Raw genomic sequence first — 20,607 nt, 5'->3', positions numbered from 1 at the left:
TCGCGCACCGAGGCGTTCAACCAGGATGCCCCCTAACGGACTTTAAGAGGCCCTAAGACGTCCTAAGGCTCTTTAAGGCAGGGGTTACCACCGGTTAGGTAGGGGATCGTACGGCGTGCACGTGTGGGGCTTGTGCGTGTTCCGGGATGTTCCGGGGCTGGGGATGTGCAATCTCGGCGGTTATATGAGGAATCTTCACGTTCGTTCCAGAATCGCGGTCACCCCCTGTCCGCCCGCCGCGCAGATCGAGATCAATCCCCGTGCCGGGCCGTCCCGTTCGGCGAGCAGCTTGGCCAGCGTGGCGACGATACGGGCCCCGGTCGCCGCGAAGGGGTGGCCGGTCGCGAGGGAGGAGCCGACGACGTTCAGCCGGTCGCGGTCGACGGGCGCGAGACCCTGCTTCTCCCAGGCCGCGAGGGTCGCCAACACCTGGGAGGCGAAGGCCTCATGGACCTCGAAGAGGTCGAAGTCCTCGATGCCCAGACCGGTGCGCGCCAGCATGCGGGGGACGGCGTAGGCCGGGGCCATCAGCAACCCGTCGCCACCGGAGCCGTTTCCGCCCGTCCCGCCCGTCCCGCCCGTCCGGCCCTGGCCGTCGGCGACGTCGCCGTGCACGAAGTCGACGGCCGCCGTCTCGTACGCGGTCAGGTAGGCGAGCGGCTCCAGGCCCCGCGCCTCGGCCCACTCCTCGGAGGCGAGGAGGACCACGGCCGCGCCGTCCGTCAGCGGAGTCGAGTTGCCCGCCGTCATGGTCGGATGGGGGCCGTCCGTGCCGAACACCGGTTTCAGACGCGCGAGTTGCTCGGCCGTCGAGTCCGGGCGCAGGTTCTGGTCGCGGGCCAGGTCGCGGAACGGGACGACGAGATCGCCGAAGAAGCCCCGCTCGTACGCGGCCGCGAGCCGCTGGTGGCTGGTGGCCGCCAGTTCGTCCTGGGCCTCGCGCTCGATGCCCCAGGCGCGGGCGGTGACCGCCGCGTGCTCGCCCATGGACAGGCCGGTGCGCGGTTCGGCGTTGCGCGGGATGTCGGGGATCAGATGGGAGGGGCGGATCTGCGCGAGCGCCTTGAGGCGGGCCCCCGTCGACTTCGCCCGGCGGGCCTCAAGCAGGATGCGGCGCAGGCGGTCGTTGACGCCGAGGGGGGCGTCGCTGGCGGTGTCGGCGCCGCCGGCGATCGCGGACTCGGTCTGGCCCAGGGCGATCTTGTTGGCGGCGGCGATCACGGCCTGGAGTCCGGTGCCGCAGGCCTGCTGGATGTCGTAGGCGGGGGTGCGGGCGTCGAGCTTCGAGCCGAGGACGGTCTCACGGGCCAGGTTGAAGTCACGGCTGTGCTTGAGGACGGCGCCGGCGACCAACTCGCCCACCACGCCCGGGACGTCGAGCGCGTACCGGTTCGCCAGCCCGTTCACGGCCGCCGTCAGCATCTCCTGGTTGGAGGCGGTGGCGTAGGGGCCGTCGGAGCGGGCGAAGGGGATGCGGGTACCGCCGACGATCGCGACGCGGCGGGCGCGCGGGGGCTCGACCGGGGGCTTCGGGGTGCCTTCGCGCACCAGCTCCAGGGGACTCATTCTCGACCTGCTCCTCACCCGTGACCTAGACTTACCCCCGGTAACCTTACTCCGGAGTAAGCATTTTTCCGTCGTGCCGAGCCCGTGGGAGACGAGACGCACATGGCCGACCGCTATCTGAGCTTCACCGCCACCGCACCCGGCCGTTTCCTCACCCGGCGACTCGGGCTCCCGCAGCCGGCGGCGCTCAGCCGCTTCTCGCCCGAACGTCCCTCTCTCACAGGCAGCTTGGCTCACCTTACGGCCGGCGGGTCCACCGTCGGCGATCTTGCGGCCGTCCTCTCCCGCACCGGTCTGCCGCTCGCCGCCACGGACCCCACGGACCCCACGGACCGCGCCGACCCCGCCGACCCCGCCGCCGTCGTGCTCGACGCGCGGGGCGTGCGGGACGTCGACTCGCTCGCCGAGGTGCACGCGGCCCTGCACCCGGTGGTGCGGTCGGTCGCGGCGAGCGGGCGGGTGGTGGTGCTCGGCGCGCCGCTCGACCCCGAGGACCACCACCAGGCGGCCGTGCAGCAGGCCCTGGAGGGGTTCGTGCGGTCGCTCGGCAAGGAGATCGGGCGCGGGCGGACCGTGAACCTCGTCCGGCTGGGAGGCGACCCGGCCGCCGCCGAGTCGACCCTGCGCTTCCTCCTCTCCCCCAAGTCGGCGTACGTCAGCGGCCAGGTGATCGCGGTGGCCTCCGACGGGTCCGAGGGATTTGGCGGGTCCGAGGGCCCCGACGACTGGTCGCGGCCTCTCGCCGGCCGTACCGCGCTGGTCACCGGCGCGGCCCGGGGCATCGGCGAGGCGGTCGCCGAGACACTGGCCCGGGACGGCGCCCATGTCGTCGTCCTGGACGTGCCGCAGGCCGAGGAGGACGCCCGTCGGGTCGCCGAGCGGCTGGGCGGCACCGCTCTCGCGCTCGACATCACGGCCGCCGACGCGGGCGAGCGGATCGTCGCCGAACTCCCCGACGGGCTGGACGTGTTGATCCACAACGCGGGGATCACCCGGGACCGGCGGCTGGTCAACATGCCTGCGGAGCGGTGGAGTTCCGTCCTGGACGTCAATCTGGCGAGCGTGCTGCGCACGACGGACGCGCTGCTCGCCAAGGGGGCCCTGCGGCCGGGCGGGCGGATCGTGGCGACCGCCTCCATCGCCGGGCTCGCGGGCAACGCGGGGCAGACGAACTACGGCGCGAGCAAGGCGGGCGTCGCCGGTCTGGTCCGCTCCCTCGCGCCGCGCGCGCTCGCCGGGCACGGGGTCACGGTGAACGCGGTGGCGCCGGGGTTCATCGAGACGAAGATGACGGCCGCGGTGCCGCTGTTCATCCGCGAGGCGGGCCGCCGGATGAACTCCCTCGCGCAAGGCGGGCTGCCCGTCGACGTCGCCGAGACGACGGCGTGGCTCGCGCATCCCGCCTCCGGCGCGGTGAACGGGCAGGTCGTGCGGGTGTGCGGTCAGAGCCTTCTGGGGGCGTAGTGGCTACGGTGACCACGACCCTCTCCCGCCTGCCCGCCCTCGGCCCGCTGTTCGCCCTCGGCGCCCTGCGCTCACCCTTCAAGCGGCCCCGGCCGGGCGTCACGTTCCCGGGCCTCGGCGACCGCCTGGTCCTGCCCGGCCTGCGCGTCGACCTGTCCCGCCTCGCCGCGTACGAACGGGTGTGCGCCTTCCCGACCGGTGAGGACTCGCTGCCGCTGACCTATCCCCACGTCCTGGGCTTCCCCCTGGCCATGCGCCTGATGAGCCGCCGGGACTTCCCCCTCCCGCTGCTCGGCCTCGTCCACACCTCGATCGACATCACCCGCCACACGGCCCTGGCAGCCACGGGAACGTACGAACTCACCGTGTACGTCGACCGGTTGACTCCGCACCGACGGGGCACGGAGGCGGTCGTCGTCACCGAGCTGCGCAACGGCGGCAGGGTCGTGTGGGAGTCCACGAGCAGGTATCTGGCCCGGCACCGCACCGAGGCCAGGCACGCCCCGAAGGAAACCGAGACCACGCCCGCCCCGAGGGAACCGGAACCCGGCCCGCTCCCCGTGCTCGACGAGTGGCGGCTCGCCGCCGACGTCGGCCGGCGCTACGGCGCCGCCTCCGGCGACCGCAACCCCATCCATCTGCACGCCCTCACCGCCCGCCTCTTCGGCTTCCGCCGCGCCATAGCCCACGGCATGTGGACCCTCGCCCGCTGCCTCGCCGCCCACGGCACCCCTCCGGCAGTGCGCGTACGGGCGCAGTTCCGGGCCCCGGTACTGCTCCCGAGCACGGTGACCTTCGTGGCGGACGGCGCCCGGTTCGAACTGCGCGGGGCGGGAGACGGGAGAGGAGAGGGGACGGGAGACGGGACGGGAGAGGCGGGACGGGTCCATGTGAGCGGCAGGGTCGACCCACTCGTCCCATGACCGTCCCCGTGAGCGTCCCATGACCGTCCCGTGATCGTCCGTCGGAGGACTAACCGCGGACGACCGTGACGCCTCCCAGGAGGCCCCAGGCGTCGATGCGGACCGTGGGGCCGCCCGGCTCGGTGGGGCCCGCGTCCTTGACACCGCCCAGGCGCAGGCCCCGGACGTCGACCTGGACGTCGGGGCGGACCTTCAGGCTGACGCCGCCGATCAGGCTCAGCTTGGTGATCCGCAGCTCGGCGCCGTCCGGGATCGCCACGTCGGTCAGGTCGACGTCGGCGCCGCCGACGAGGGAGACGGTGAGGGTCCGCTCGTGGAGGGTGGCGCCGTCCAGCCGGTGACCGCCGATGAGGCTGATCTGGATGTCGGTCTTCTGCGTCTGGTCCTTGCCCGGCTTCGTCATGAGCAAGACGGTAGGGGTGGCGGGCAGGGGCGGCCCAGTGCCTCGCGTCCAGCGGTGAGCATGACGGATGTCATGCGCCGAGCGCGGCCTCCGGCGGAGTCCACGCGCGGCCTTCCATCAGGTTGCCCAGGCCCGCCCACGCGAAGTTCATCAGCGTCGCCGCCGCCTGGCGGGCCGTGGTGCCGTCGGTGGCGTTGGCCCAGGCGGCCAGGGACTCGGCCGCGCCGACCAGGGCCTCGGCGAGGCCTGCGACCTCGCGTTCCGGCAGGTCGGGGTCGCGGTGGGCCTCCCGGGCCGCGACCAGGATCAGCTGCGTCACGAACGCGACGAGCTCCTCGCGCATCGCCGCGACCTCGCCCGCGAACCGCTCGCCGTGCGTGCGGGCCTGGAGATGCAGGACGGACCAGGCGTGCGGATGCTGCGCGGTGTGCGCGAAGAACGCCCGCAGCCCGTCCCAGAGTTGGCGGTCGGCGGGCACGTCGGTGCGGACGCCGGTGCGGACCGCCTCGACGAGCGCCTTGGCCTCACGCCGGATGCACGCGGTGAAGAGGTCTTCCTTGGAGTTCAGGTACAGGTACACCAACGGCTTGGACACGCCCGCGAGTTCGGCGATCTCGTCCATCGACGCGGCCATGTACCCCCGGCGGCCGAAGGTCTCCACGGCGGCGTCCAGCATCTGCTGCTCACGGACCGCACGCGGCATCCGCTTGGTCTTCACGGCACCCATGAGCACAGAGTAGTTGGGCCCGGCCGGACCCGACCCCGGACGAACAGCCGGACGAGCAGCCAGGAGCTGAGGCTCCGGCCTCAGGAGGTCTGCGTCCGGCCCTGCGCCTGGCCCTGCGTCTGGCCCTGCGCCTGGCCCTGGGGGCGGGTGGCCTCGTCGACCGTGGCGTCCTCCTGGGAGCGGTTGGCCTCCAGGTTGGCCTTCATACGGTCGACGCGCTCCACGACCGTCACCGAGGCGCGGTCGCGCTCCTTGCGCAGCACCACGAAGCTGATCGGCGCGGAGATCACCAGCGAGAGCAGCAGGATCCACATGATGTTGGAGTCGCCGAGGCCGCGCGGGACGACGCCCGAGTAGACGAGACCCCAGACGACCACGAAGCAGCCGGCGAAGACACCGAGGCGCATCAGTGTGTAGCGGAGCATGTCAATCCACTCTTCCGTTTCCAAAAGGGGCCAGCGTCCAGTGAAGCACGCCGGACTCCCGATCTCGCAGTCGCCCCCGCGGCGTCACAGGAGCGGTCTCACGTCAGCGGCAGCAGCATGGTGACGTCGTCCCGGTCGTCCCCCGGCGCGACCCTGATGGCACCGGGCACCCGGCCGACCTCCTTGTAGCCGCAGGACCCGTAGAAGCGCTCCAGGCCGAGCCCGCCCCGGCAGGTGAGCTGGATCGCCTCGATGCCCTCGAAGCCGCGGGCGGCGTCCTCGGCGGCCGCCAGGAGGTCACGTCCGTAGCCCTTGCCCTGGTGCCGGGGGTGGACCATCACCGTGTACAGCCAGACCCAGTGGGTCTTCAGCCGGTGCGCGTTGAAGGAGAAGAACGCGGTCGCCGCCACCTCACCGGCCTCGTCACGCCCGACGAGCAGCCGCATCCGCCCCTCGGCCATGGACACGAGGTGGCGGACCAGCTCCGGCCGAACCGTCTCACGCTCGACCGGCGGCACGAAGCCGACGGCTCCGCCCGCGTTGGAGACGTCCGTCCACAGGTCGAGGACGCCGTCGCGCAGGGCAGGGGTGAGGGCGGGATCGAGGGTGAAGGTAAGCGACACACCGGGATCGTAATCCTTACGACAGGACGCGTGCCGCCGTTCTCAGATCCTGGACCAGCCCCTGGTACGCGCCCTCGCGGTCGTCGGCGCGCAGCACGGAGGAGGGGTGGACCGTGGGCACCAGCCGCTCGCGGCGGCCGTGGATCTCCTCCTCCAGGACCGTCCCGCGCACCTGCCCCACCCGGAACGACGACCCCAGCAGCGCCTTCCCGGCCGTCGCGCCCAGCACCACGATCAGCTCGGGCTCGACGAGGGCGAGCTCGGCCGCGAGCCAGGGGGCGCACGCCGTCATCTCACGAAGGTTCGGCGTCTTGTGGATACGGCGTTTACGGGGCTCCGCCTGCGTGAACTTGAAGTGCTTGACCGCGTTGGTGACGTAGGCGTCGCCGGGATCGATGCCGGCCTCCGCGAGGGCACGGTCGAGGAGTTTCCCCGCGGGGCCGACGAAGGGCCTGCCCTGCCGGTCCTCCTGGTCGCCGGGCTGCTCCCCCACGAGCATCACCCGGGCGTCGGCCGCCCCCGCGCCGAAGACCGTCTGGGTGGCGTCCCGGTGCAGCGGGCAGCCACGGCAGCCGGCCGCCGCCTCGCGCAGCGCGGCGAGACCGCCGCGCTCCGGAACGAAGGGCCCTGCTGTGTAGGCGTCCTCAGGCGCTCGCGTGGTCACCATGGGGCCCGAGTACCCGCCGTGGGCTCGGACCCCACGCTCACCCCGGCTGAAAGGTCACACCCGCATCGGCTGCGGGGCGTCCCGGCGGGCCGGGTCCGGGCCGTCGTACTCGCGGATGATCTCGTAGCGCGTGTTCCGCTCCACGGGACGGAAGCCCGCGTCGCGGATGAGGTCGAGGAGGTCCTCGCGGGTCAGCTTGTTCGGGGTGCCGTAGTTGTCGGCGTCGTGCGTGATCTTGTACTCGACGACCGAGCCGTCCATGTCGTCCGCGCCGTGCTGGAGCGCGAGCTGCGCGGTCTGGACGCCGTGCATGACCCAGAAGACCTTGACGTGCGGGACGTTGTCGAAGAGCAGACGGGAGACGGCGAAGGTCTTCAGCGCCTCCGCGCCCGTCGCCATCTGCGTCCGCGCCTGAAGGCGGTTGCGGACCTTCCCGTCCTTCATGTCCACGAAGTCGTGCTGGTAGCGGAGCGGGATGAAGACCTGGAAGCCGTTCGTCTCGTCCTGCAGCTCACGCAGGCGCAGGACGTGGTCGACCCGGTGGCGCGGTTCCTCGATGTGGCCGTACAGCATGGTGCACGGGGTCTTCAGACCCTTCTCGTGCGCCAGGCGGTGGATCCGCGACCAGTCCTCCCAGTGCGTGCGGTGGTCCACGATGTGTTGGCGGACCTCCCAGTCGAAGATCTCCGCGCCGCCGCCGGTGAGGGACTCCAGGCCCGCGTCGATGAGCTCGTCGAGGATCTCCGACGCCGACAGACCGCTGATCGTCTCGAAGTGGTGGATCTCCGTGGCCGTGAAGGCCTTCAGCGAGACGTTCGGGAGGGCGGCCTTCAACTCCCGCAGCGAACGCGGGTAGTAGCGCCACGGCAGGTTCGGGTGCAGGCCGTTGACGATGTGCAGCTCGGTGAGGTTCTCGCCCTCCATCGCCTTGGCGAGCTTCACCGCCTCCTCGATGCGCATCGTGTACGCGTCCTTCTCGCCCGGCTTGCGCTGGAACGAGCAGTAGGCGCAGGACGCCGTGCACACGTTGGTCATGTTGAGGTGACGGTTGACGTTGAAGTGGACGACGTCGCCGTTCTTCCGCGTCCGTACCTCGTGCGCGAGACCGCCCAGCCAGGCCAGGTCGTCCGACTCGTACAGCGCGATGCCGTCCTCACGGGTCAGCCGCTCACCGGCCCTGACCTTCTCCTCCAGCTCGCGCTTGAGCCCGACGTCCATGATCAACCCTCTCCTAGACAGATCCGCAGACAGATCCGCAGACAGACCTGTTAAACCGTACGCCTTCGGACTTCGACCGCTGCCTCAGACCTCTTCCGGCAGTTCACCCACCCGGTTCTCCCACTTCGTGGAGAGCACGATGGTCGTACGGGTCCGGGAGACGCCCTTCGTTCCCGACAGCCGCCGGATGATCTTCTCCAGCCCGTCCACGTCGTTCGCCCGCACCTTGAGCATGAACGAGTCGTCGCCGGCGATGAACCAGCAGTCCTCGATCTCGCCGAGGTCCTTCATCCGGTTCGCCACGTCCTCGTGGTCGGCGGCGTCGGAGAGGGAGATGCCGATGAGGGCGGTGACGCCGAGGCCGAGCTGCGCGGCGTTCACCGTGGCGCGGTAGCCGGTGATGACGCCGGCCGCCTCCAGCCGGTTGATGCGGTCGGTGACACTGGGTCCCGACAGTCCGACGAGGCGTCCCAACTCCGCGTAGGAGGCCCGGCCGTTCTCCCTCAGGGCCTGGATGAGCTGCCTGTCCACCGCGTCCATGCGAATCGAAGCCTTCCGGTCAAAGTTCCTGAAGAGATGAGAGGTGCCACGACGTACGGCGTGCTCAGGTGTCCCGGACCGTGCCCAGCTCGCCGTCCCACCGGCGGTACAGTCCGTGCGCGACCCCCGCCGCGTCGAGGACCCGCCCGGCGACGAAGTCGACCAGGTCCTGAATGTGGGTGGCCCCCGCGTAGAAGGCGGGCGAGGCCGGCACGACGCTCGCGCCGGCGTCGTCGAGAGCGACCAGATGCCGCAGCGTCTGCCCGTTCAACGGGGTCTCCCGTACGGCGACGACGAGCGCCCGGCGCTCCTTGAGCGTGACGCTCGCCGCACGCTGGAGGAGATCCTTCGACAGACCGAGGGCGACACCGGCGACGCAGGCGGTGGAGGCGGGCACGATCAGCATCCCCTTCGCGGGATACGACCCCGACGACGGCCCCGCCGCAAGGTCCCCCGCGCTCCAGTACCGCACGGCCTCGACGCCGGCCTCGATGTCGACCTCGGCTCCGGCCTCGATGTCGACCTCGAACGTGCCCGGCTTGCCGTCGGCCCCCCGCGTCAGCCATTCCCGCAGGTCGTCCCGCCAGTGCGCGTCCCGGAAGGAGATCCCGGTCTCGTCGAGCAGCGTGAGCCGCGAGGCCCGGCTGACCACCAGGTCCACGCTCTCCCCCGCGGCGAGCAGCGCACGCAGCACGGCGGCGGCATAGGGCGTACCGGACGCCCCGGACACCCCCACGATCCAAGGCACGCGCTGCGTTTCTCCTGCGTTCACACCTTGAGCGTACCGGTGGGCGGAAAGGTCTTCAGGACCGGTAGGGCGCGTGGGGGTCGACGGGGAGGCCGGAGGTGGCGAGGGTGATTTTGCCGAGAGTCGAGGCGACGATCAGTTCGGGACCGTACGGGATGGTGTCTCTGCCCGCATAACCGTCGGCACCGGGGTTCCACAGCGTGACGACATGCCCTTGGAGAGGGTCGAAAATCAGATAGTTGGCGATGCCTCGGGAGGCGTACCAGCGCGACTTGACCTCGTAGTCGCGGCGGATGCTGCCCTTGGAGACGACTTCGACCGCCAGCTCGACGAGATCTGGCGAGTACGCGCCCTCGTTCTTCGCCACCTCCGATGCCGGGATGATCGCCAGGTCGGGGCAGAACTCGTTGTCCTCGTCGAACGGGAAGGCGACGTCGCTTGTGAAGCCCCACTCCTCGGCCACCTGCTCGCGGAGGGCGTTCCAGACCAGTCGGAGGGTCTCCGCGTGGTGTGGCTTGACCGGACTCATCACGATGCTGCCCTCGACAATCTCCGTCAGATAGCCGGGGAACATGTCCTCCAGCTCGCTGAGCTGTGAGTGCAGGCGGTCAAGGTCCGAGACGCTCACGCTGGCCTCCTTGGGTTCCTGCACTCGATGGTAGGCCGCAACGTACTCAGACGCTCAGACCCCGAACCAGGAGATCCAGCAACGCACACCCGAACAGGGCAATGCCGATGAAACCGTTGACGCTGAAGAACGCCCTGTTCAGACGGGACAGGTCATGGGGCCGCACGATGGTGTGCTCGTAGACGAACGCGCCCGCCACGATCAGCAGTCCGAGCCAGAAGAACGCGCCGGCGCCGGTGGCGAGGGCGTACCAGACGAACAGGGCCGTCGTGATCGCGTGGCAGGCGCGCGCCCCCCAGATCGCCGCCGGGATGCCGAAGCGGGCCGGAACCGACATGACGCCGATCTCACGGTCGGTCTCGACGTCCTGGCAGGCGTAGATCAGGTCGAAGCCGCCGATCCAGACGCCGACCGCCAGGCCGAGGATCACCGCGTCCCACGACCACTCGCCGGTGATCGCCAGCCAGCCGCCGATCGGACCCATGGCCTGGGCGAGGCCCAGGATGGCCTGCGGGAAGTTCGTGAACCGTTTGCCGTACGGGTACACCACCATCGGGATGACCGCGACGGGGGCGAGGGCCAGGCAGAGAGGGTTGAGCATGGCCGCCGAGCCGAGGAACACGGCGACGGCGATCAACGCGCCCGTCCAGGCGTGCCTGACCGACATCGCGCCGGTCACCAGCTCGCGGTGGGCCGTGCGCGGGTTGCGGGCGTCGATCTCGCGGTCGATGATCCGGTTGACCGCCATCGCGAAGGTGCGCAGACCCACCATGCAGACGGTGACCAGCAGCAGCCTGCCCCAGTGGATGTTGCCGTCCCTCTGGAACATCGCGGTCAGCGCGGCGATGTAGGCGAAGGGCAGCGCGAAGATCGAGTGCTCGATCATCACCAGACGCAGAAACGCGCGGGCTCTGCCCGGCTGCGGAATCGCGGCGGCGGAGGCGCTCACAGTCCGTATTCCTTCCAGCGTCGCGTCACGCGTTCGGACGTCTCCGGGTCGGACAGGACCATCTCGGGCCAGCCGCCGTCGCGGGTGTAGCCCTCCTCGGGCCACTTCTTCGTGGCGTCGATGCCCGCCTTGCCGCCCCAGAACTGCTGGTAGGAGGCGTGGTCGAGGTGGTCGACGGGGCCTTCGACGATCGACAGGTCGCGGGCGTAGTCCGTGTTGCCGAGCGCCCGCCAGGCGACCTCGTGCAGGTCGTGGACGTCGCAGTCGGAATCGACGACCACGATCAGCTTGGTCAGCGACATCATGTGAGCGCCCCAGACCGCGTGCATGACCTTCTGCGCGTGCTTGGGGTACTTCTTGTCGATCGAGACGATCGCGCAGTTGTGGAAACCGCCGGACTCGGGCAGGTGGTAGTCCACGATGTCCGGGACGATGATCTTCAGGAGCGGCAGGAAGAACCGTTCCGTGGCCCGGCCCAGCGGGCCGTCCTCCGTCGGGGGACGGCCGACGACGATCGACTGGAGCAGCGGCCGCTTCCGCATCGTCACGCAGTCGATCTTCAGAGCCGGGAACGGCTCCTGCGGGGTGTAGAAGCCGGTGTGGTCGCCGAAGGGGCCCTCCGGGAGCATCTCTCCCGGCTCCAGCCAGCCCTCGATCACGACCTCCGCCTGCGCCGGCACCTGGAGCGGGACGGTCTTGCAGTCGACCATCTCGATCCGCCTGCCCGCGATGAACCCGGCGAAGAGGTACTCGTCGATGTCACCGGGGAGCGGGGCGGTGGAGGCGTAGGTGACAGCGGGCGGGCAGCCGAAGGCGATCGCGACGGGGAGCTTCTCGCCCTTGCGCGCGGCGACCTGGTAGTGGTTGCGGCTGTCCTTGTGGATCTGCCAGTGCATGCCGATCGTGCGCTTGTCGTGGCGCTGGAGGCGGTACAGGCCGAGGTTGCGGATCCCGCTCTCCGGGTCCTTGGTGTGCGTCAGGCCCAGGTTGAAGAAGGAGCCGCCGTCCTGCGGCCAGGTGAAGAGGGCGGGCAGGGCGTCGAGGTCGACGTCGTCGCCGTACAGGACGACCTCCTGGACGGGCGCGTCGCCGGCCTTCACCTTCTTCGGCGGTACGTGCGTCATCGCGCCGAGCTTGCCGAACGCCTCGCGCACACCGACGAACCCCTGCGGCAGCTCGGGGCGCAGCAGCCCGCCGATCTTGTCGGAGATGTCCTCGTACGACTTCAGGCCGAGGGCCTTGAGCAGCCGCCGGTCGGTCCCGAAGACGTTCATCGCGAGGGGCATCGACGACCCCTTCACGTTCTCGAAGAGCAGCGCCGGGCCACCGGACTTCTGGACCCGGTCGACGATCTCCCCGACCTCCAGATACGGATCGACCTCGGCCTTGACGCGCTTGAGGTCGCCTTCGCGTTCCAGTGCCCTGAGCAGGGAACGAAGATCGTCGTAAGCCATGTGTCCCAGTATCACCGAGGGACCGCTTTGTCCTGACGCCCGCCCCCTGCTTTGTGCCGGGGGTCCGGGCTCGTCCCCCCGGGGCGGCACAGCGGCCACCCGCTACTCTGGCCGCGTCACCGGGGCTGCCCAGCGCCCCGCCGCCGTCTTCTGGGAGATCCCACCACCATGCTCAGGTATCTGCCGTTCCTGCTGGTCCTGGCGCTGTGGATCTATGCCTTCATCGACTGCGTGAACACTCCCGAGGAGGAGGTGCGGGGGCTGCCGAAGGTGGTGTGGGTCATCATCATCCTGCTCTTCGGCGAGGTGCTCGTCGGTCCGATCGCCTGGCTGGTGGCCGGGAAGGTGCGGCACGCGCCGGCAGGCGGGACCACTCCGTCGCAGTGGCACCGCAGCCACCGCACGGAGTTCGTCGCGCCGGACGACAACCCCGAGTTCCTCAAGTCCCTGAAGGACGAGAACGACAAGGACGAGAAACTCCTCAAGGACTGGGAGGCCGACCTGCGCCGCCGCGAGGAGGAGCTGAAGCGCCGCGAGTCCGGCGAGGGCCCCAAGGACAGCTGATGGAGCTGCGGCTGCTGGCCACCTTCGAGAAGGTCTCCGCCGTCCTGAGCTTCACCCGGGCCGCGGCCGAGCTGAACTACGCCCAGTCCAGCGTGACCAGCCAGATCCGCGCCCTGGAGGACTCCCTCGGCGTCGAGCTCTTCGACCGGCTCGGCAGCCGCATCCGGCTCACCGAGGCGGGTGAGCGGCTGCTGCCCTACGCCCGGCAGCTGCGGGAGCTGGCCGAGGAGGCGCGCGTCGCGGTCACCGGCCCGCAGGAGCCCTCCGGCACGCTCGCCGTCGGCACGATGGAGTCGCTGACCTCGTACCGGCTGCCCCCGCTCCTCGAACTCTTCCACCACCGCTACCCGAAGGTCCGCCTCTCGCTGCGCCCCACCCTCGGGGACGAGACCCGGCAGGCGCTGCGGCAGGGGACGTACGACCTCGGATTCCTGATGGAGGCGGAGACCGAGCACCCGGGGCTGGAGGCGGAGGTGCTGGCGGTGGAGCCGCTCGCCCTCGTCGCCTCGCCGCGACACGCCCTCGCGGGGAAGGAGCCGACGACCGCCGACCTCGTACGGCAACCGCTCCTCGCCACCGAACCGGGGTGCGCCTACCGCGACCTGTTCGAGCGGGAGCTCAAGTCCGCCGATCCCGACGTGCAGTTCATGGAGTTCGGCACGATCGAGGCCACGAAACGCGCGGCGGCGGCCGGCCTCGGGATCTCGTTGCTGCCCGAGGTGACGGTCGCCGCCGAACTCGCGGAGGGGACGCTGCTGCGGCTGGCCTGGGAGCCGCCGTTCACGCTTCGCACGCAGTTGGCGTGGCGGGCCGGGAAGCGGCTTCCGGCGCATGCCCGACTGTTCCTCGAACAGGCGCGGCGGCTCGTGGCCGAGCAAGGGTGACCCTGAGGCTCGCCGTCACGATCAGCGGGACGCCGAGCGCCTGCACGAGGCCGATGTGGTGGCCGTACACCAGCCAGTCCATGCCCATCGCGACCGCCGGATAGGTGAAGGCGAGGACGGCGATCTTCGCGGTCGGCAGCTGGGCGTAGGCGGCGTACATCAGGACGTACATCAGCCCGGTGTGGACGACGCCGAGCCCGACCAGCCAGCCCCAGTCCGCGCCGGTCCCGCCCATCGCGCCGAAGTCGGCGAAGGGGAGGAGGAGGGGGATGCCGACGACGACCTGGACCAGGGCGATCAGGTGCGGGCGTACGCCGGTGATCCGCTTGGTGACCAGGGTGGACAGGCCGTAGAGGAGTGCGGCGAGGAGGGCCTGGCCGACGCCTGTCAGATACGTTCCGCCGCTCGTGAAGTCGGACGGCCTGACGCCCGAGACGAGGATCAGCCCGGCGAAGGCGACGACGATCCAGCCGACCTTGGCGGCGGTGAGCCGCTCGCGGAAGAGCAGGGCTCCCAGCAGTACGACGTAGAACGGCTGGGTGTGGTAGACGACCGTGGCGACGGAGATCGACGTGTTCTCGTACGACTGGAAGAGGAAGACCCAGTTGAAGACGATGAACACCCCGCCGAGCACGGCGAGTCCGAGGGTGCGGGGCGTGAAGCCGTGGTCGCGCAGCCAGCCGCGGGACACGACGTACGTCCCCAGCGCCAGCGCGCCGAACAGGACGCGGAAGAAGACGACGTTGAACGGCGAGGCGCCCGACTCGACGACGAAGACGCCGAGGGTGCCGGAGAGCACCATCGCGGCCGTGAGCTGGGCCGTGCCCTTGCTCTCCGAGCCCGTGTTCCCCGAGGTCATGGTCCCCGAGGCCGTGTTCTGTGAGGTCATGCCCCGAAGGTAGGAGCGGGCGGGCAGGCCGGTCCACGAGCCAGTGGGGCGTCCCGCCGATGGGCCCATCGAGGCAGCCGATGCCCCCAGGCAGACCGCCGTGCCCGCACGGGCGGACGGGTCGGACGGGTCGGACGGGTCGGAGGATGCTGTCAGTCGCGTCGGAGGACGAGGTCGAGCAGTCCGGGGAAGCGGGCGTCGAACTCCTCCCGCCGCAGCCGGTTGACCCGCCTGGGCCCCTCGTCGCGCTGCTCGACGAGACCGGCCCCGCGCAGTACGGCGAAGTGGTGGCTGAGGGCCGCCTTCCCGACGGGCACGTCGAAGCTGCCGCAGGCCCGCGTCCACTCGGGCGAGCCCGCCAACTCCCTGACGAGGGTGAGTCGTACGGGGTCGGCCAGCGCGGCGAGCGCGGTCAGGACCGGGACGTCGTCGGGGTGAACATGCTCGGGTGCGGCCCGATGACTGACGCTGCGCTCTGCCACGCCCGACTCCTTCGCGCTGCTTGCCGAGTGTTCGACAGAAACCATACACTCGCGAGTGTTCGCTTTTCATTGAACAGATGGGCGAGGAGTCCGGCATGCGCGCGATCGAGTTCCAGCAGTACGGCGGCCCTGAGGTTCTGGAGGCGGTGGAGGCGGACGTGCCCGAGCCCGGCCCCGGCCAGGTGAGCGTCGACGTGGCCTACGCCGGGGTGAACTTCGCGGACCTCAAGGCACGCGCGGAGGGCTACCGGGTCCCGGCACTGCCGTTCCGGCCCGGACTGGAGCTCTCCGGCCGGGTGCGGGCGATCGGCGAAGGCGTGACCGGGCTGTCCGTGGGCCAGGAGGTGACCGCCCTGACGCAGAGCGGCGCGTACGCGGAGGTGGCCGTGGCCGAGGCGGCGACCGTCTTCCCGCTGCCGCAAGGCGTCGACCTGCGCACGGCCGCGAGCCTCCTGGCGGTGCTGCCGACGGCGTACGCCCTGGTGCACACCGTGGGCCGGCTTCAGCCGGGCGAGAGCGTCCTGGTGCAGGGCGCGGCCGGCGGGATCGGCACCGTCGCCGGCCAGTTGGCGAAGGCGGCGGGCGCGGGCGCGGTGTACGGCGTGGTGTCGTCGGCGGCCAAGGCCGAGTACGCCCGCGGCCACGGCTACGACGAGGTGTTCGTCGGCGACTTCGAGAAGGCCGTACGGGCGGCGACCGGCGAGCGCGGGGTCGATCTCGCCCTGGACCCGGTCGGCGGCGAGACGCTGAAGGCCTCCCTGGCCTCCCTCGCGGTCTTCGGCCGCCTGGTCTCCTTCGGCAACGCGAGCTCCGCCGAGCCGTGGCAGGTGGGCCAGCCCGAGCTGTACCCCACCGGCCTGTCGGTCGGCGGCTTCTCGATCCTCACGCTGGCCCAGACCGCCCCCGCCGAGCTGCGGACGCTGGTCGAGCGGGCGTTCGCCAAGGCCGCCGACGGGACGGTGTCCCTGCCGGTCACCGCCCAGTTCGCCCTGGAGGAAGCGGCACAGGCACACCGGCTGATGGGGGCACGAAAGAGCACCGGCAAGCTGCTGCTGACGGTCTAGGTGTACACCTGGGGCAACACCTAGGGCACGGTGATCGAGTCCAGCTTCTCCCGCAGGTACACATGGGAGTCGACCGGCTCGTACGCCACCCGGCCGACCGGGGCGGGCACCGACTCCACCAGCGTCCCCGGGGTGCACTCGCCGAAGTAGACGAGGGAGATCAGCTCCTCGGCGGGCTCGTCGGCCGGGGGCGGCAGGACCCGGTGGCGGCCGGAGCGCCAGCGGTCGCCGGTCCAACGGGCCAGCAGATCACCGACGTTGACGGTGAAGGCATCCGGGTCGAAGGGCGCGTCCTCCCAGCCGCCGTCATCCGTGAAGACCTGGAGTCCGCCCTTTCCGGCCTGCCGGTCGAGGATGGTGACGGTGCCGAAGTCGGTGTGCGGGCCGATGCGGAACTGACCGGGCTGCGGCTCGCCGACGGCCTCCGTGCCCGGATACCAGTTGATGTTGAAGCCGTAGGTGGGATGGTCCATGTGGCGGGAGAAGAAGTCCGGTTCGAGGCCGAGGGCCTGGCCGAGCAGGGACAGCAGTTCCTTCTCCAGCTCGGCCATCCGCTCCAGGTACTCCTCGCACAACACCTTGAGCAGTGGCGTCTGCGCCGGCCAGACGTTCGGCGCGTACCACTCGGCGTTGATCACCGGGTCGTCGAAGGGCTCGTGGGTGGCGAAGGTCAGGGACTCCTTCAGGTCGGGGGGCGTCTCGGTCCCCTCCGCGTAGCCGTTGGCCTCCGCGCCGGGCCCGAGCCAGCCCCGTCCGCCGACCTTCGCGGCGTACGGCTGCTTGGCCTCGACGGGGAGGGTGAAGAACGCCCGGGCGACCTCCCGGATGCGCTGCCGCAGGACGGGGTCGACGCCGTGCCCGGTGACCAGCAGGAACCCTGCGCTCTGCAGGGCCTCGTCGACGGTACGGGCGATCGCGGCCCGGGCTTCGGGATCGCCGTCCAGCCAGGGGCGCAGGTCGACGGTCGGGATGCGGGGCGGTCGGGGGGTATGGGGGGTCTGGGGGGCGGGGGTCTGGGGGGCCGGGGTCTGGGGGGCCTGGGGCTCACTCACCGATGTCCTCGTTCCACAGGGCCGGGTTGGTCTCGATGAAGTCGCGCATCATCGTGACGCACCCGGGGTCGTCCAGGAGCACGATCTCGACGCCGTGTTCCGCCAGCCAGTCGTGGCCCCCGTGGAAGGTGACCGCCTCGCCGATCACGACCCGCGAGATGCCGAACTGGCGGACCAGTCCGGAGCAGTACCAGCAGGGTGACAGGGTCGTCACCATCGTCGTACCGCGGTACGTGCGCTGTCTCCCCGCCGCGCGGAACGCGGCCGTCTCCGCGTGCATCGAGGGGTCGCCGTCCTGGACGCGGCGGTTGTGCCCGCGGCCCAGCAGGACGCCGTCCGGGCCGTAGAGCGCGGCCCCGATCGGGATGCCGCCCTCGGCGAGCCCGGCGCGGGCCTCCTCGACGGCGGTGGCGAGCCAGACGCGTGCCGTCGCCTGATCCAAAAGGTTCACGACCCCACTGTGCCGGAAAGACGAGGGCGACATGCGGAACGCACGCTCCCGACAGCCCGCGGCCGGGGGCCGCGCCGGGGTCGCGGTCGGCGGTCCGACGGGGTCAGCGCAGGGTGACGCGGCTCGGTCCGTTGAACGGAGCCAGGCACAGCACCGCCTTCGGGGTACGCAGCTCGTCCTCCTTTGCGAACAGCTGCCGTGCCGTGTCGAAGTCGACGTCGCCGGCGGTCACCCGGGCGGCCTGGTCGTAGACCGCACGGGCGGTGTCCGTCATCGGGGGTCGGTCACCGTCCGTCTCGTCCTCCGTCCAGGCGTAAGCCTCCTCGCCCCAGAGGTCCCACAGCAGGGTCTCCACCTTGTTCAGGGCGGCGAGGTCGAGCCGGATGTTGCCCGCCACGAACCGCTCTCCCCACAGCGGCCCCTCTTCCGGCGGATGGAGCCCGAAGCTCCGGGGGTCGGCTCCGTACTCGCGGATGGCCCGCCATGCCTGTCCCGCGACCAGGAAACGGTCGCGCGGTACGTCCATGGGGTCGAAGTCCACTTTCCAGTGGTCGGCGACATACGGGTCGGCGAGCTGGGCGTCGGCGAGCAGCCAGCCGCGTTGCCCGTCCCAGTACTCGGTGACGACATGGTCACCATGGAAGCTGCTGGAGCCGCCGGGCCCGAAGTAGTCGGCGAAGCCGGACCGGATGCGGGCCGGAGTGCCCGTGTGGCGCAGGAACGAGCACAGCAGCAGCGAGAAGTCGCGGCAGACGCCGACGAACCGGTCGCCGACCTCGCGCCGTCGCGTCAGTGGGGTGTCGTCACGTGCGACGACGATCCGCAGGATGTCGTCGATGTAGCGGGTCTCGGCGTCGTTGTGGAGGCGGTCGGTGGCGAGGGTGTGCCCGAAGATCCCGCCCTCCAGCCGGTGGATGAGCAAGTCCCTTGTGATACGGGCGAGTTGGGCGGGGTCGCGTGGCAGTCCTGCGTAGAGGTCGGCGAGATCGCCGGGGTCGGAGAACGTGCTCTGCGAGGCGTGGAAAGCGAGGGACACAGAGGCTCCCAGGAACGTAATCGACCGCGTGTTCGATTCCGGGTCGGTGCATCCAACCGTGTCAAAATCCCCCAGAAAATGTCCAGGGGCGGGTCAAGTAACCTGTGCCGATCACCGCCGCAGGCGCGGCAGTTGAGCCCCGGGCGGAAGGAAAGGTCATGGTTGCTGCTCCTGTTCTGGAGGAGCTGCGGGAGGTGTGTCAGCCGCAGGCGAAGCTGGCGAGCCGCAACGGCGAACACTGGGCCGGCCGGCTCTACATGCGTCGCGTCTCGCTCCGCTTCACCCGCCAGCTGGTGCGCACCCGGGTCACCCCTGACCAGCTGACCTGGACGATGGTGGGGTGCGGGGTGCTGTCCGGGGCCGCGCTGCTGATCCCGGGCCTGGCCGGGGCCGTCCTCGCGGCCCTCCTCATGCAGTTGTTCCTGCTGTTCGACTGCGTGGACGGCGAGGTCGCCCGCTGGAAGGGGCAGAACAGCGCGACCGGCATCTACGTCGACCGGCTCGGCGCGTACCTCGCCGACGCGGCGCTGATGATCGGCTTCGGCTTCCGCGCGGCGGAGTCGGGCCTCGGCGGCTGGGCGGGCTTCAACGGCTGGGTGTCCCTCGGCCTCGCGACGGCGCTCGGCGTCGTGCTGCTGAAGGCCTCGACCGACCTGGTGGACGTGGCCCGCGCCCGCCGCGGGCTGGCCGTCGCCGACGACGAGTCCACCGCGCCCCGCTCGCAGGGCGTGGCCTCACTGCGCCGGCTCGCCGCCGCGTTCAAGATCCACCGGGTGACCAACGGCATCGAGGCGTCCCTGGTCCTCGTCGTCGTGGCGTTCGCCGACGCGGCCACCGACTCCGTCGACCCGACCCGCTGGGCGCTCGCCGCCATCGCCGTCATCACCTGGCTGATGGTCCCGGCCCACCTGCTGTCGATCCTGTCGTCGTCCCGACTGCGCTGACGCTCTCCGGGTGGTCGGGCACACGGATCTGCGCGATCAGACAGTGCTCGGCCGAACCTGCTCAGACGAGGGTGGAGATGCGGAACGGGTGGCCTGCGGGGTCCAGCAGAACCCGCCACCGGTCGGGTGTCGGGTTCCGGCTGGACGGCGGGTTCGACCGCTCCCAGGGCGAGCAACCAGGCCTGGGCCGCGTCCAAGTCGTCGACGCCCAGGTCGAGATGGGCCTGCTCCCGGCATTTGGGAGACGTCGGAGAGGGCGGTATTCCGGAGTGGATGCATGGTGTGATGCGAACTGCTGGAAGCCCGGACACCAGGCTTAGCATCACGCTTGACGGGCTCCCCGGCGCAACGCCAGAAGAGGTATTCCAGAATGCTTACATCCGTGGGGTGGGGGCCGGCGCGAAAGGGGCCACTCAAGGCGGCTATGGTACACCCTGGGAAATGAGTGTAGTTGGACGAAATGCCTACCTGAACAACGTGGACAGCGAGTTTGGTAGGCCCTGGTCGTCCCTCAGTTCCATTGGAGAGGCGATCCAGTCGATATTGAAGAGCCCGACTGGGCAACTCTGAGAGGTTTGGCAGGTCAGTAGTGTCAGCGTATGAGTCGGACAGACTGTTCGAGGTCTGGAGCTTCAGCCCATCGCATCGCACATTGACGCTGCGCAGCAACCCGAGTCCTGGCGATGAGTTCGGCACCAGGGTTGAGATCTACGTCGGCAATGTGGAGGTGATGTTTCTGAGGCCGAGAATGAAGGGGCTCAAGATTTGGCGACCTTCACCTCAGGAAGCGCCCGAGGTCGCCGCGAAGTTCAACCCTGGGTATTCAGCGGAATTGGGCGGGCTGACGTCCCGATAGCAGAAAGGTGCCGTTGACCTGCGAGGATGCGAGTGTCTAGATCGTATCCG

24 protein-coding genes and 1 pseudogene are annotated in these 20,607 nt (G+C 70.4%); 7 read left to right on the top strand and 18 right to left on the bottom strand.

Going from position 1 to position 20,607, the window contains the following annotated elements; all coding sequences use genetic code 11:
* Nucleotides 1-195 precede the first annotated feature (195 nt).
* Nucleotides 196-1,566, bottom strand: a complete 1,371-nt coding sequence (locus ACZ5SK_RS43905) for an acetyl-CoA C-acetyltransferase (RefSeq protein ID WP_457494698.1) — start codon at nt 1,564-1,566, stop codon at nt 196-198.
* A gap of 102 nt (nt 1,567-1,668) precedes the next feature.
* Between ACZ5SK_RS43905 and ACZ5SK_RS43900 the strand changes: the two genes are divergently transcribed.
* Together ACZ5SK_RS43900 and ACZ5SK_RS43895 are read left to right on the top strand one after the other, a co-directional pair.
* Entirely contained in the window at nt 1,669-3,030 is a 1,362-nt protein-coding gene (locus tag ACZ5SK_RS43900; protein WP_361709546.1) for a 3-oxoacyl-ACP reductase, read from the top strand.
* 8 nt (nt 3,031-3,038) lie between these two features.
* The gene (locus ACZ5SK_RS43895) at nt 3,039-3,953 is read left to right on the top strand and encodes a MaoC family dehydratase (protein WP_334577933.1); all 915 of its coding nucleotides are present in this window, start codon (nt 3,039-3,041) and stop codon (nt 3,951-3,953) included.
* Between the two features lie 49 nt (nt 3,954-4,002).
* Here the strand turns inward: ACZ5SK_RS43895 and ACZ5SK_RS43890 are convergent, their stop codons facing one another.
* The 11 genes from ACZ5SK_RS43890 to ACZ5SK_RS43840 all read right to left on the bottom strand — a co-directional run bounded on the left by ACZ5SK_RS43890 (nt 4,003) and on the right by ACZ5SK_RS43840 (nt 12,335).
* On the bottom strand, nt 4,003-4,356 hold the full coding sequence (locus ACZ5SK_RS43890; RefSeq protein ID WP_334577935.1) for a hypothetical protein: 354 nt from the start codon (nt 4,354-4,356) through the stop codon (nt 4,003-4,005).
* Nucleotides 4,357-4,426: 70 nt separating this feature from the next.
* Nucleotides 4,427-5,083: a TetR/AcrR family transcriptional regulator gene (locus tag ACZ5SK_RS43885; protein WP_334577936.1), complete on the bottom strand. Its 657-nt coding sequence runs from the start codon at nt 5,081-5,083 to the stop codon at nt 4,427-4,429.
* A gap of 80 nt (nt 5,084-5,163) precedes the next feature.
* Complete coding sequence (locus ACZ5SK_RS43880) at nt 5,164-5,508, bottom strand: DUF4229 domain-containing protein (RefSeq protein WP_334577937.1); 345 nt, start codon at nt 5,506-5,508, stop codon at nt 5,164-5,166.
* A gap of 98 nt (nt 5,509-5,606) precedes the next feature.
* Entirely contained in the window at nt 5,607-6,131 is a 525-nt protein-coding gene (locus ACZ5SK_RS43875) for a GNAT family N-acetyltransferase (protein WP_334577938.1), read from the bottom strand.
* A gap of 16 nt (nt 6,132-6,147) precedes the next feature.
* Nucleotides 6,148-6,798, bottom strand: a complete 651-nt coding sequence (locus ACZ5SK_RS43870) for a UdgX family uracil-DNA binding protein (protein WP_334577939.1) — start codon at nt 6,796-6,798, stop codon at nt 6,148-6,150.
* Between the two features lie 54 nt (nt 6,799-6,852).
* Nucleotides 6,853-8,016, bottom strand: a complete 1,164-nt coding sequence (gene mqnE, locus ACZ5SK_RS43865; RefSeq protein ID WP_319334413.1) for an aminofutalosine synthase MqnE — start codon at nt 8,014-8,016, stop codon at nt 6,853-6,855.
* Between the two features lie 84 nt (nt 8,017-8,100).
* Nucleotides 8,101-8,556, bottom strand: a complete 456-nt coding sequence (locus ACZ5SK_RS43860; protein WP_079660537.1) for an Lrp/AsnC family transcriptional regulator — start codon at nt 8,554-8,556, stop codon at nt 8,101-8,103.
* 64 nt (nt 8,557-8,620) lie between these two features.
* Nucleotides 8,621-9,304 carry a UbiX family flavin prenyltransferase gene (locus ACZ5SK_RS43855; RefSeq protein WP_468577760.1) on the bottom strand — a complete coding sequence of 228 codons (684 nt, stop codon included), beginning with the start codon at nt 9,302-9,304 and terminating at the stop codon, nt 8,621-8,623.
* A gap of 55 nt (nt 9,305-9,359) precedes the next feature.
* A complete protein-coding gene (locus ACZ5SK_RS43850; protein ID WP_334577940.1) occupies nt 9,360-9,932 on the bottom strand; it encodes a Uma2 family endonuclease in 573 nt (190 codons plus the stop codon).
* A gap of 46 nt (nt 9,933-9,978) precedes the next feature.
* Entirely contained in the window at nt 9,979-10,881 is a 903-nt protein-coding gene (mqnP, locus tag ACZ5SK_RS43845; RefSeq protein WP_361709538.1) for a menaquinone biosynthesis prenyltransferase MqnP, read from the bottom strand.
* Complete coding sequence (locus ACZ5SK_RS43840; RefSeq protein WP_319334424.1) at nt 10,878-12,335, bottom strand: menaquinone biosynthesis decarboxylase; 1,458 nt, start codon at nt 12,333-12,335, stop codon at nt 10,878-10,880. Before ACZ5SK_RS43840 ends, mqnP begins: the two co-directional genes overlap by 4 nt.
* Nucleotides 12,336-12,503: 168 nt before the next feature.
* On the opposite strand from ACZ5SK_RS43840, the gene ACZ5SK_RS43835 reads away from it, so the two are divergent.
* Together ACZ5SK_RS43835 and ACZ5SK_RS43830 are read left to right on the top strand one after the other, a co-directional pair.
* Entirely contained in the window at nt 12,504-12,899 is a 396-nt protein-coding gene (locus tag ACZ5SK_RS43835; protein WP_468158375.1) for a PLD nuclease N-terminal domain-containing protein, read from the top strand.
* On the top strand, nt 12,899-13,783 hold the full coding sequence (locus ACZ5SK_RS43830) for a LysR family transcriptional regulator (protein ID WP_334577943.1): 885 nt from the start codon (nt 12,899-12,901) through the stop codon (nt 13,781-13,783). Before ACZ5SK_RS43835 ends, ACZ5SK_RS43830 begins: the two co-directional genes overlap by 1 nt.
* Here ACZ5SK_RS43830 and ACZ5SK_RS43825 read toward each other — a convergent pair.
* Both ACZ5SK_RS43825 and ACZ5SK_RS43820 read right to left on the bottom strand, forming a co-directional pair.
* Complete coding sequence (locus ACZ5SK_RS43825) at nt 13,680-14,642, bottom strand: DMT family transporter (protein WP_361709599.1); 963 nt, start codon at nt 14,640-14,642, stop codon at nt 13,680-13,682. The genes ACZ5SK_RS43830 and ACZ5SK_RS43825 overlap by 104 nt on opposite strands.
* Before the next feature lie 182 nt (nt 14,643-14,824).
* The gene (locus ACZ5SK_RS43820) at nt 14,825-15,199 is read right to left on the bottom strand and encodes an ArsR/SmtB family transcription factor (protein WP_443041243.1); all 375 of its coding nucleotides are present in this window, start codon (nt 15,197-15,199) and stop codon (nt 14,825-14,827) included.
* 50 nt (nt 15,200-15,249) lie between these two features.
* Between ACZ5SK_RS43820 and ACZ5SK_RS43815 the strand changes: the two genes are divergently transcribed.
* Nucleotides 15,250-16,218, top strand: a complete 969-nt coding sequence (locus ACZ5SK_RS43815) for a quinone oxidoreductase family protein (RefSeq protein WP_334577945.1) — start codon at nt 15,250-15,252, stop codon at nt 16,216-16,218.
* 20 nt (nt 16,219-16,238) lie between these two features.
* Here the strand turns inward: ACZ5SK_RS43815 and ACZ5SK_RS43810 are convergent, their stop codons facing one another.
* The 3 genes from ACZ5SK_RS43810 to ACZ5SK_RS43800 all read right to left on the bottom strand — a co-directional run bounded on the left by ACZ5SK_RS43810 (nt 16,239) and on the right by ACZ5SK_RS43800 (nt 18,757).
* Nucleotides 16,239-17,189: an isopenicillin N synthase family dioxygenase gene (locus ACZ5SK_RS43810; protein WP_361709596.1), complete on the bottom strand. Its 951-nt coding sequence runs from the start codon at nt 17,187-17,189 to the stop codon at nt 16,239-16,241.
* Between the two features lie 73 nt (nt 17,190-17,262).
* Nucleotides 17,263-17,754 (bottom strand): nucleoside deaminase, encoded by a 492-nt coding sequence (locus ACZ5SK_RS43805; RefSeq protein WP_334577946.1) that lies wholly within the window; start codon nt 17,752-17,754, stop codon nt 17,263-17,265.
* A gap of 70 nt (nt 17,755-17,824) precedes the next feature.
* Nucleotides 17,825-18,757 carry a transglutaminase-like domain-containing protein gene (locus ACZ5SK_RS43800; RefSeq protein ID WP_334577947.1) on the bottom strand — a complete coding sequence of 311 codons (933 nt, stop codon included), beginning with the start codon at nt 18,755-18,757 and terminating at the stop codon, nt 17,825-17,827.
* A 158-nt stretch (nt 18,758-18,915) separates the two neighbouring features.
* Between ACZ5SK_RS43800 and ACZ5SK_RS43795 the strand changes: the two genes are divergently transcribed.
* Nucleotides 18,916-19,701 carry a CDP-alcohol phosphatidyltransferase family protein gene (locus ACZ5SK_RS43795; RefSeq protein WP_079660548.1) on the top strand — a complete coding sequence of 262 codons (786 nt, stop codon included), beginning with the start codon at nt 18,916-18,918 and terminating at the stop codon, nt 19,699-19,701.
* 173 nt (nt 19,702-19,874) lie between these two features.
* Here the strand turns inward: ACZ5SK_RS43795 and ACZ5SK_RS43790 are convergent.
* A pseudogene (locus ACZ5SK_RS43790) lies at nt 19,875-20,024 on the bottom strand (hypothetical protein); the annotation flags it as partial.
* Between ACZ5SK_RS43790 and ACZ5SK_RS43785 the strand changes: the two are divergent.
* The gene (locus ACZ5SK_RS43785; RefSeq protein WP_468577736.1) at nt 19,975-20,271 is read left to right on the top strand and encodes a hypothetical protein; all 297 of its coding nucleotides are present in this window, start codon (nt 19,975-19,977) and stop codon (nt 20,269-20,271) included. The pseudogene ACZ5SK_RS43790 and the gene ACZ5SK_RS43785 overlap by 50 nt on opposite strands.
* Nucleotides 20,272-20,607: the final 336 nt, after the last annotated feature.

Source organism: Streptomyces sp. NPDC031474, assembly GCF_055581185.1.
Note: the sequence above shows the minus strand (reverse complement) of the source record. Positions and strands in the feature narration are given on the sequence as shown.

Excerpts from the sequence above, each read along its gene's own strand:
- ACZ5SK_RS43825 (WP_361709599.1), bottom strand. The coding sequence starts at position 14,642 with ATGACCTCGGGGAACACGGGCTCGGAGAGCAAGGGCACGGCCCAGCTC.
- ACZ5SK_RS43785 (WP_468577736.1), top strand. The coding sequence starts at position 19,975 with ATGCATGGTGTGATGCGAACTGCTGGAAGCCCGGACACCAGGCTTAGC.
- ACZ5SK_RS43830 (WP_334577943.1), top strand. The coding sequence starts at position 12,899 with ATGGAGCTGCGGCTGCTGGCCACCTTCGAGAAGGTCTCCGCCGTCCTG.
- ACZ5SK_RS43860 (WP_079660537.1), bottom strand. The coding sequence starts at position 8,556 with ATGGACGCGGTGGACAGGCAGCTCATCCAGGCCCTGAGGGAGAACGGC.
- ACZ5SK_RS43885 (WP_334577936.1), bottom strand. The coding sequence starts at position 5,083 with ATGGGTGCCGTGAAGACCAAGCGGATGCCGCGTGCGGTCCGTGAGCAG.
- ACZ5SK_RS43890 (WP_334577935.1), bottom strand. The coding sequence starts at position 4,356 with ATGACGAAGCCGGGCAAGGACCAGACGCAGAAGACCGACATCCAGATC.
- ACZ5SK_RS43880 (WP_334577937.1), bottom strand. The coding sequence starts at position 5,508 with ATGCTCCGCTACACACTGATGCGCCTCGGTGTCTTCGCCGGCTGCTTC.
- ACZ5SK_RS43835 (WP_468158375.1), top strand. The coding sequence starts at position 12,504 with ATGCTCAGGTATCTGCCGTTCCTGCTGGTCCTGGCGCTGTGGATCTAT.
- ACZ5SK_RS43905 (WP_457494698.1), bottom strand. The coding sequence starts at position 1,566 with ATGAGTCCCCTGGAGCTGGTGCGCGAAGGCACCCCGAAGCCCCCGGTC.
- ACZ5SK_RS43805 (WP_334577946.1), bottom strand. The coding sequence starts at position 17,754 with ATGTCGCCCTCGTCTTTCCGGCACAGTGGGGTCGTGAACCTTTTGGAT.
- ACZ5SK_RS43900 (WP_361709546.1), top strand. The coding sequence starts at position 1,669 with ATGGCCGACCGCTATCTGAGCTTCACCGCCACCGCACCCGGCCGTTTC.
- ACZ5SK_RS43840 (WP_319334424.1), bottom strand. The coding sequence starts at position 12,335 with ATGGCTTACGACGATCTTCGTTCCCTGCTCAGGGCACTGGAACGCGAA.
- ACZ5SK_RS43870 (WP_334577939.1), bottom strand. The coding sequence starts at position 6,798 with ATGGTGACCACGCGAGCGCCTGAGGACGCCTACACAGCAGGGCCCTTC.
- ACZ5SK_RS43815 (WP_334577945.1), top strand. The coding sequence starts at position 15,250 with ATGCGCGCGATCGAGTTCCAGCAGTACGGCGGCCCTGAGGTTCTGGAG.
- mqnE (WP_319334413.1), bottom strand. The coding sequence starts at position 8,016 with ATGGACGTCGGGCTCAAGCGCGAGCTGGAGGAGAAGGTCAGGGCCGGT.
- ACZ5SK_RS43795 (WP_079660548.1), top strand. The coding sequence starts at position 18,916 with ATGGTTGCTGCTCCTGTTCTGGAGGAGCTGCGGGAGGTGTGTCAGCCG.
- ACZ5SK_RS43820 (WP_443041243.1), bottom strand. The coding sequence starts at position 15,199 with ATGGTTTCTGTCGAACACTCGGCAAGCAGCGCGAAGGAGTCGGGCGTG.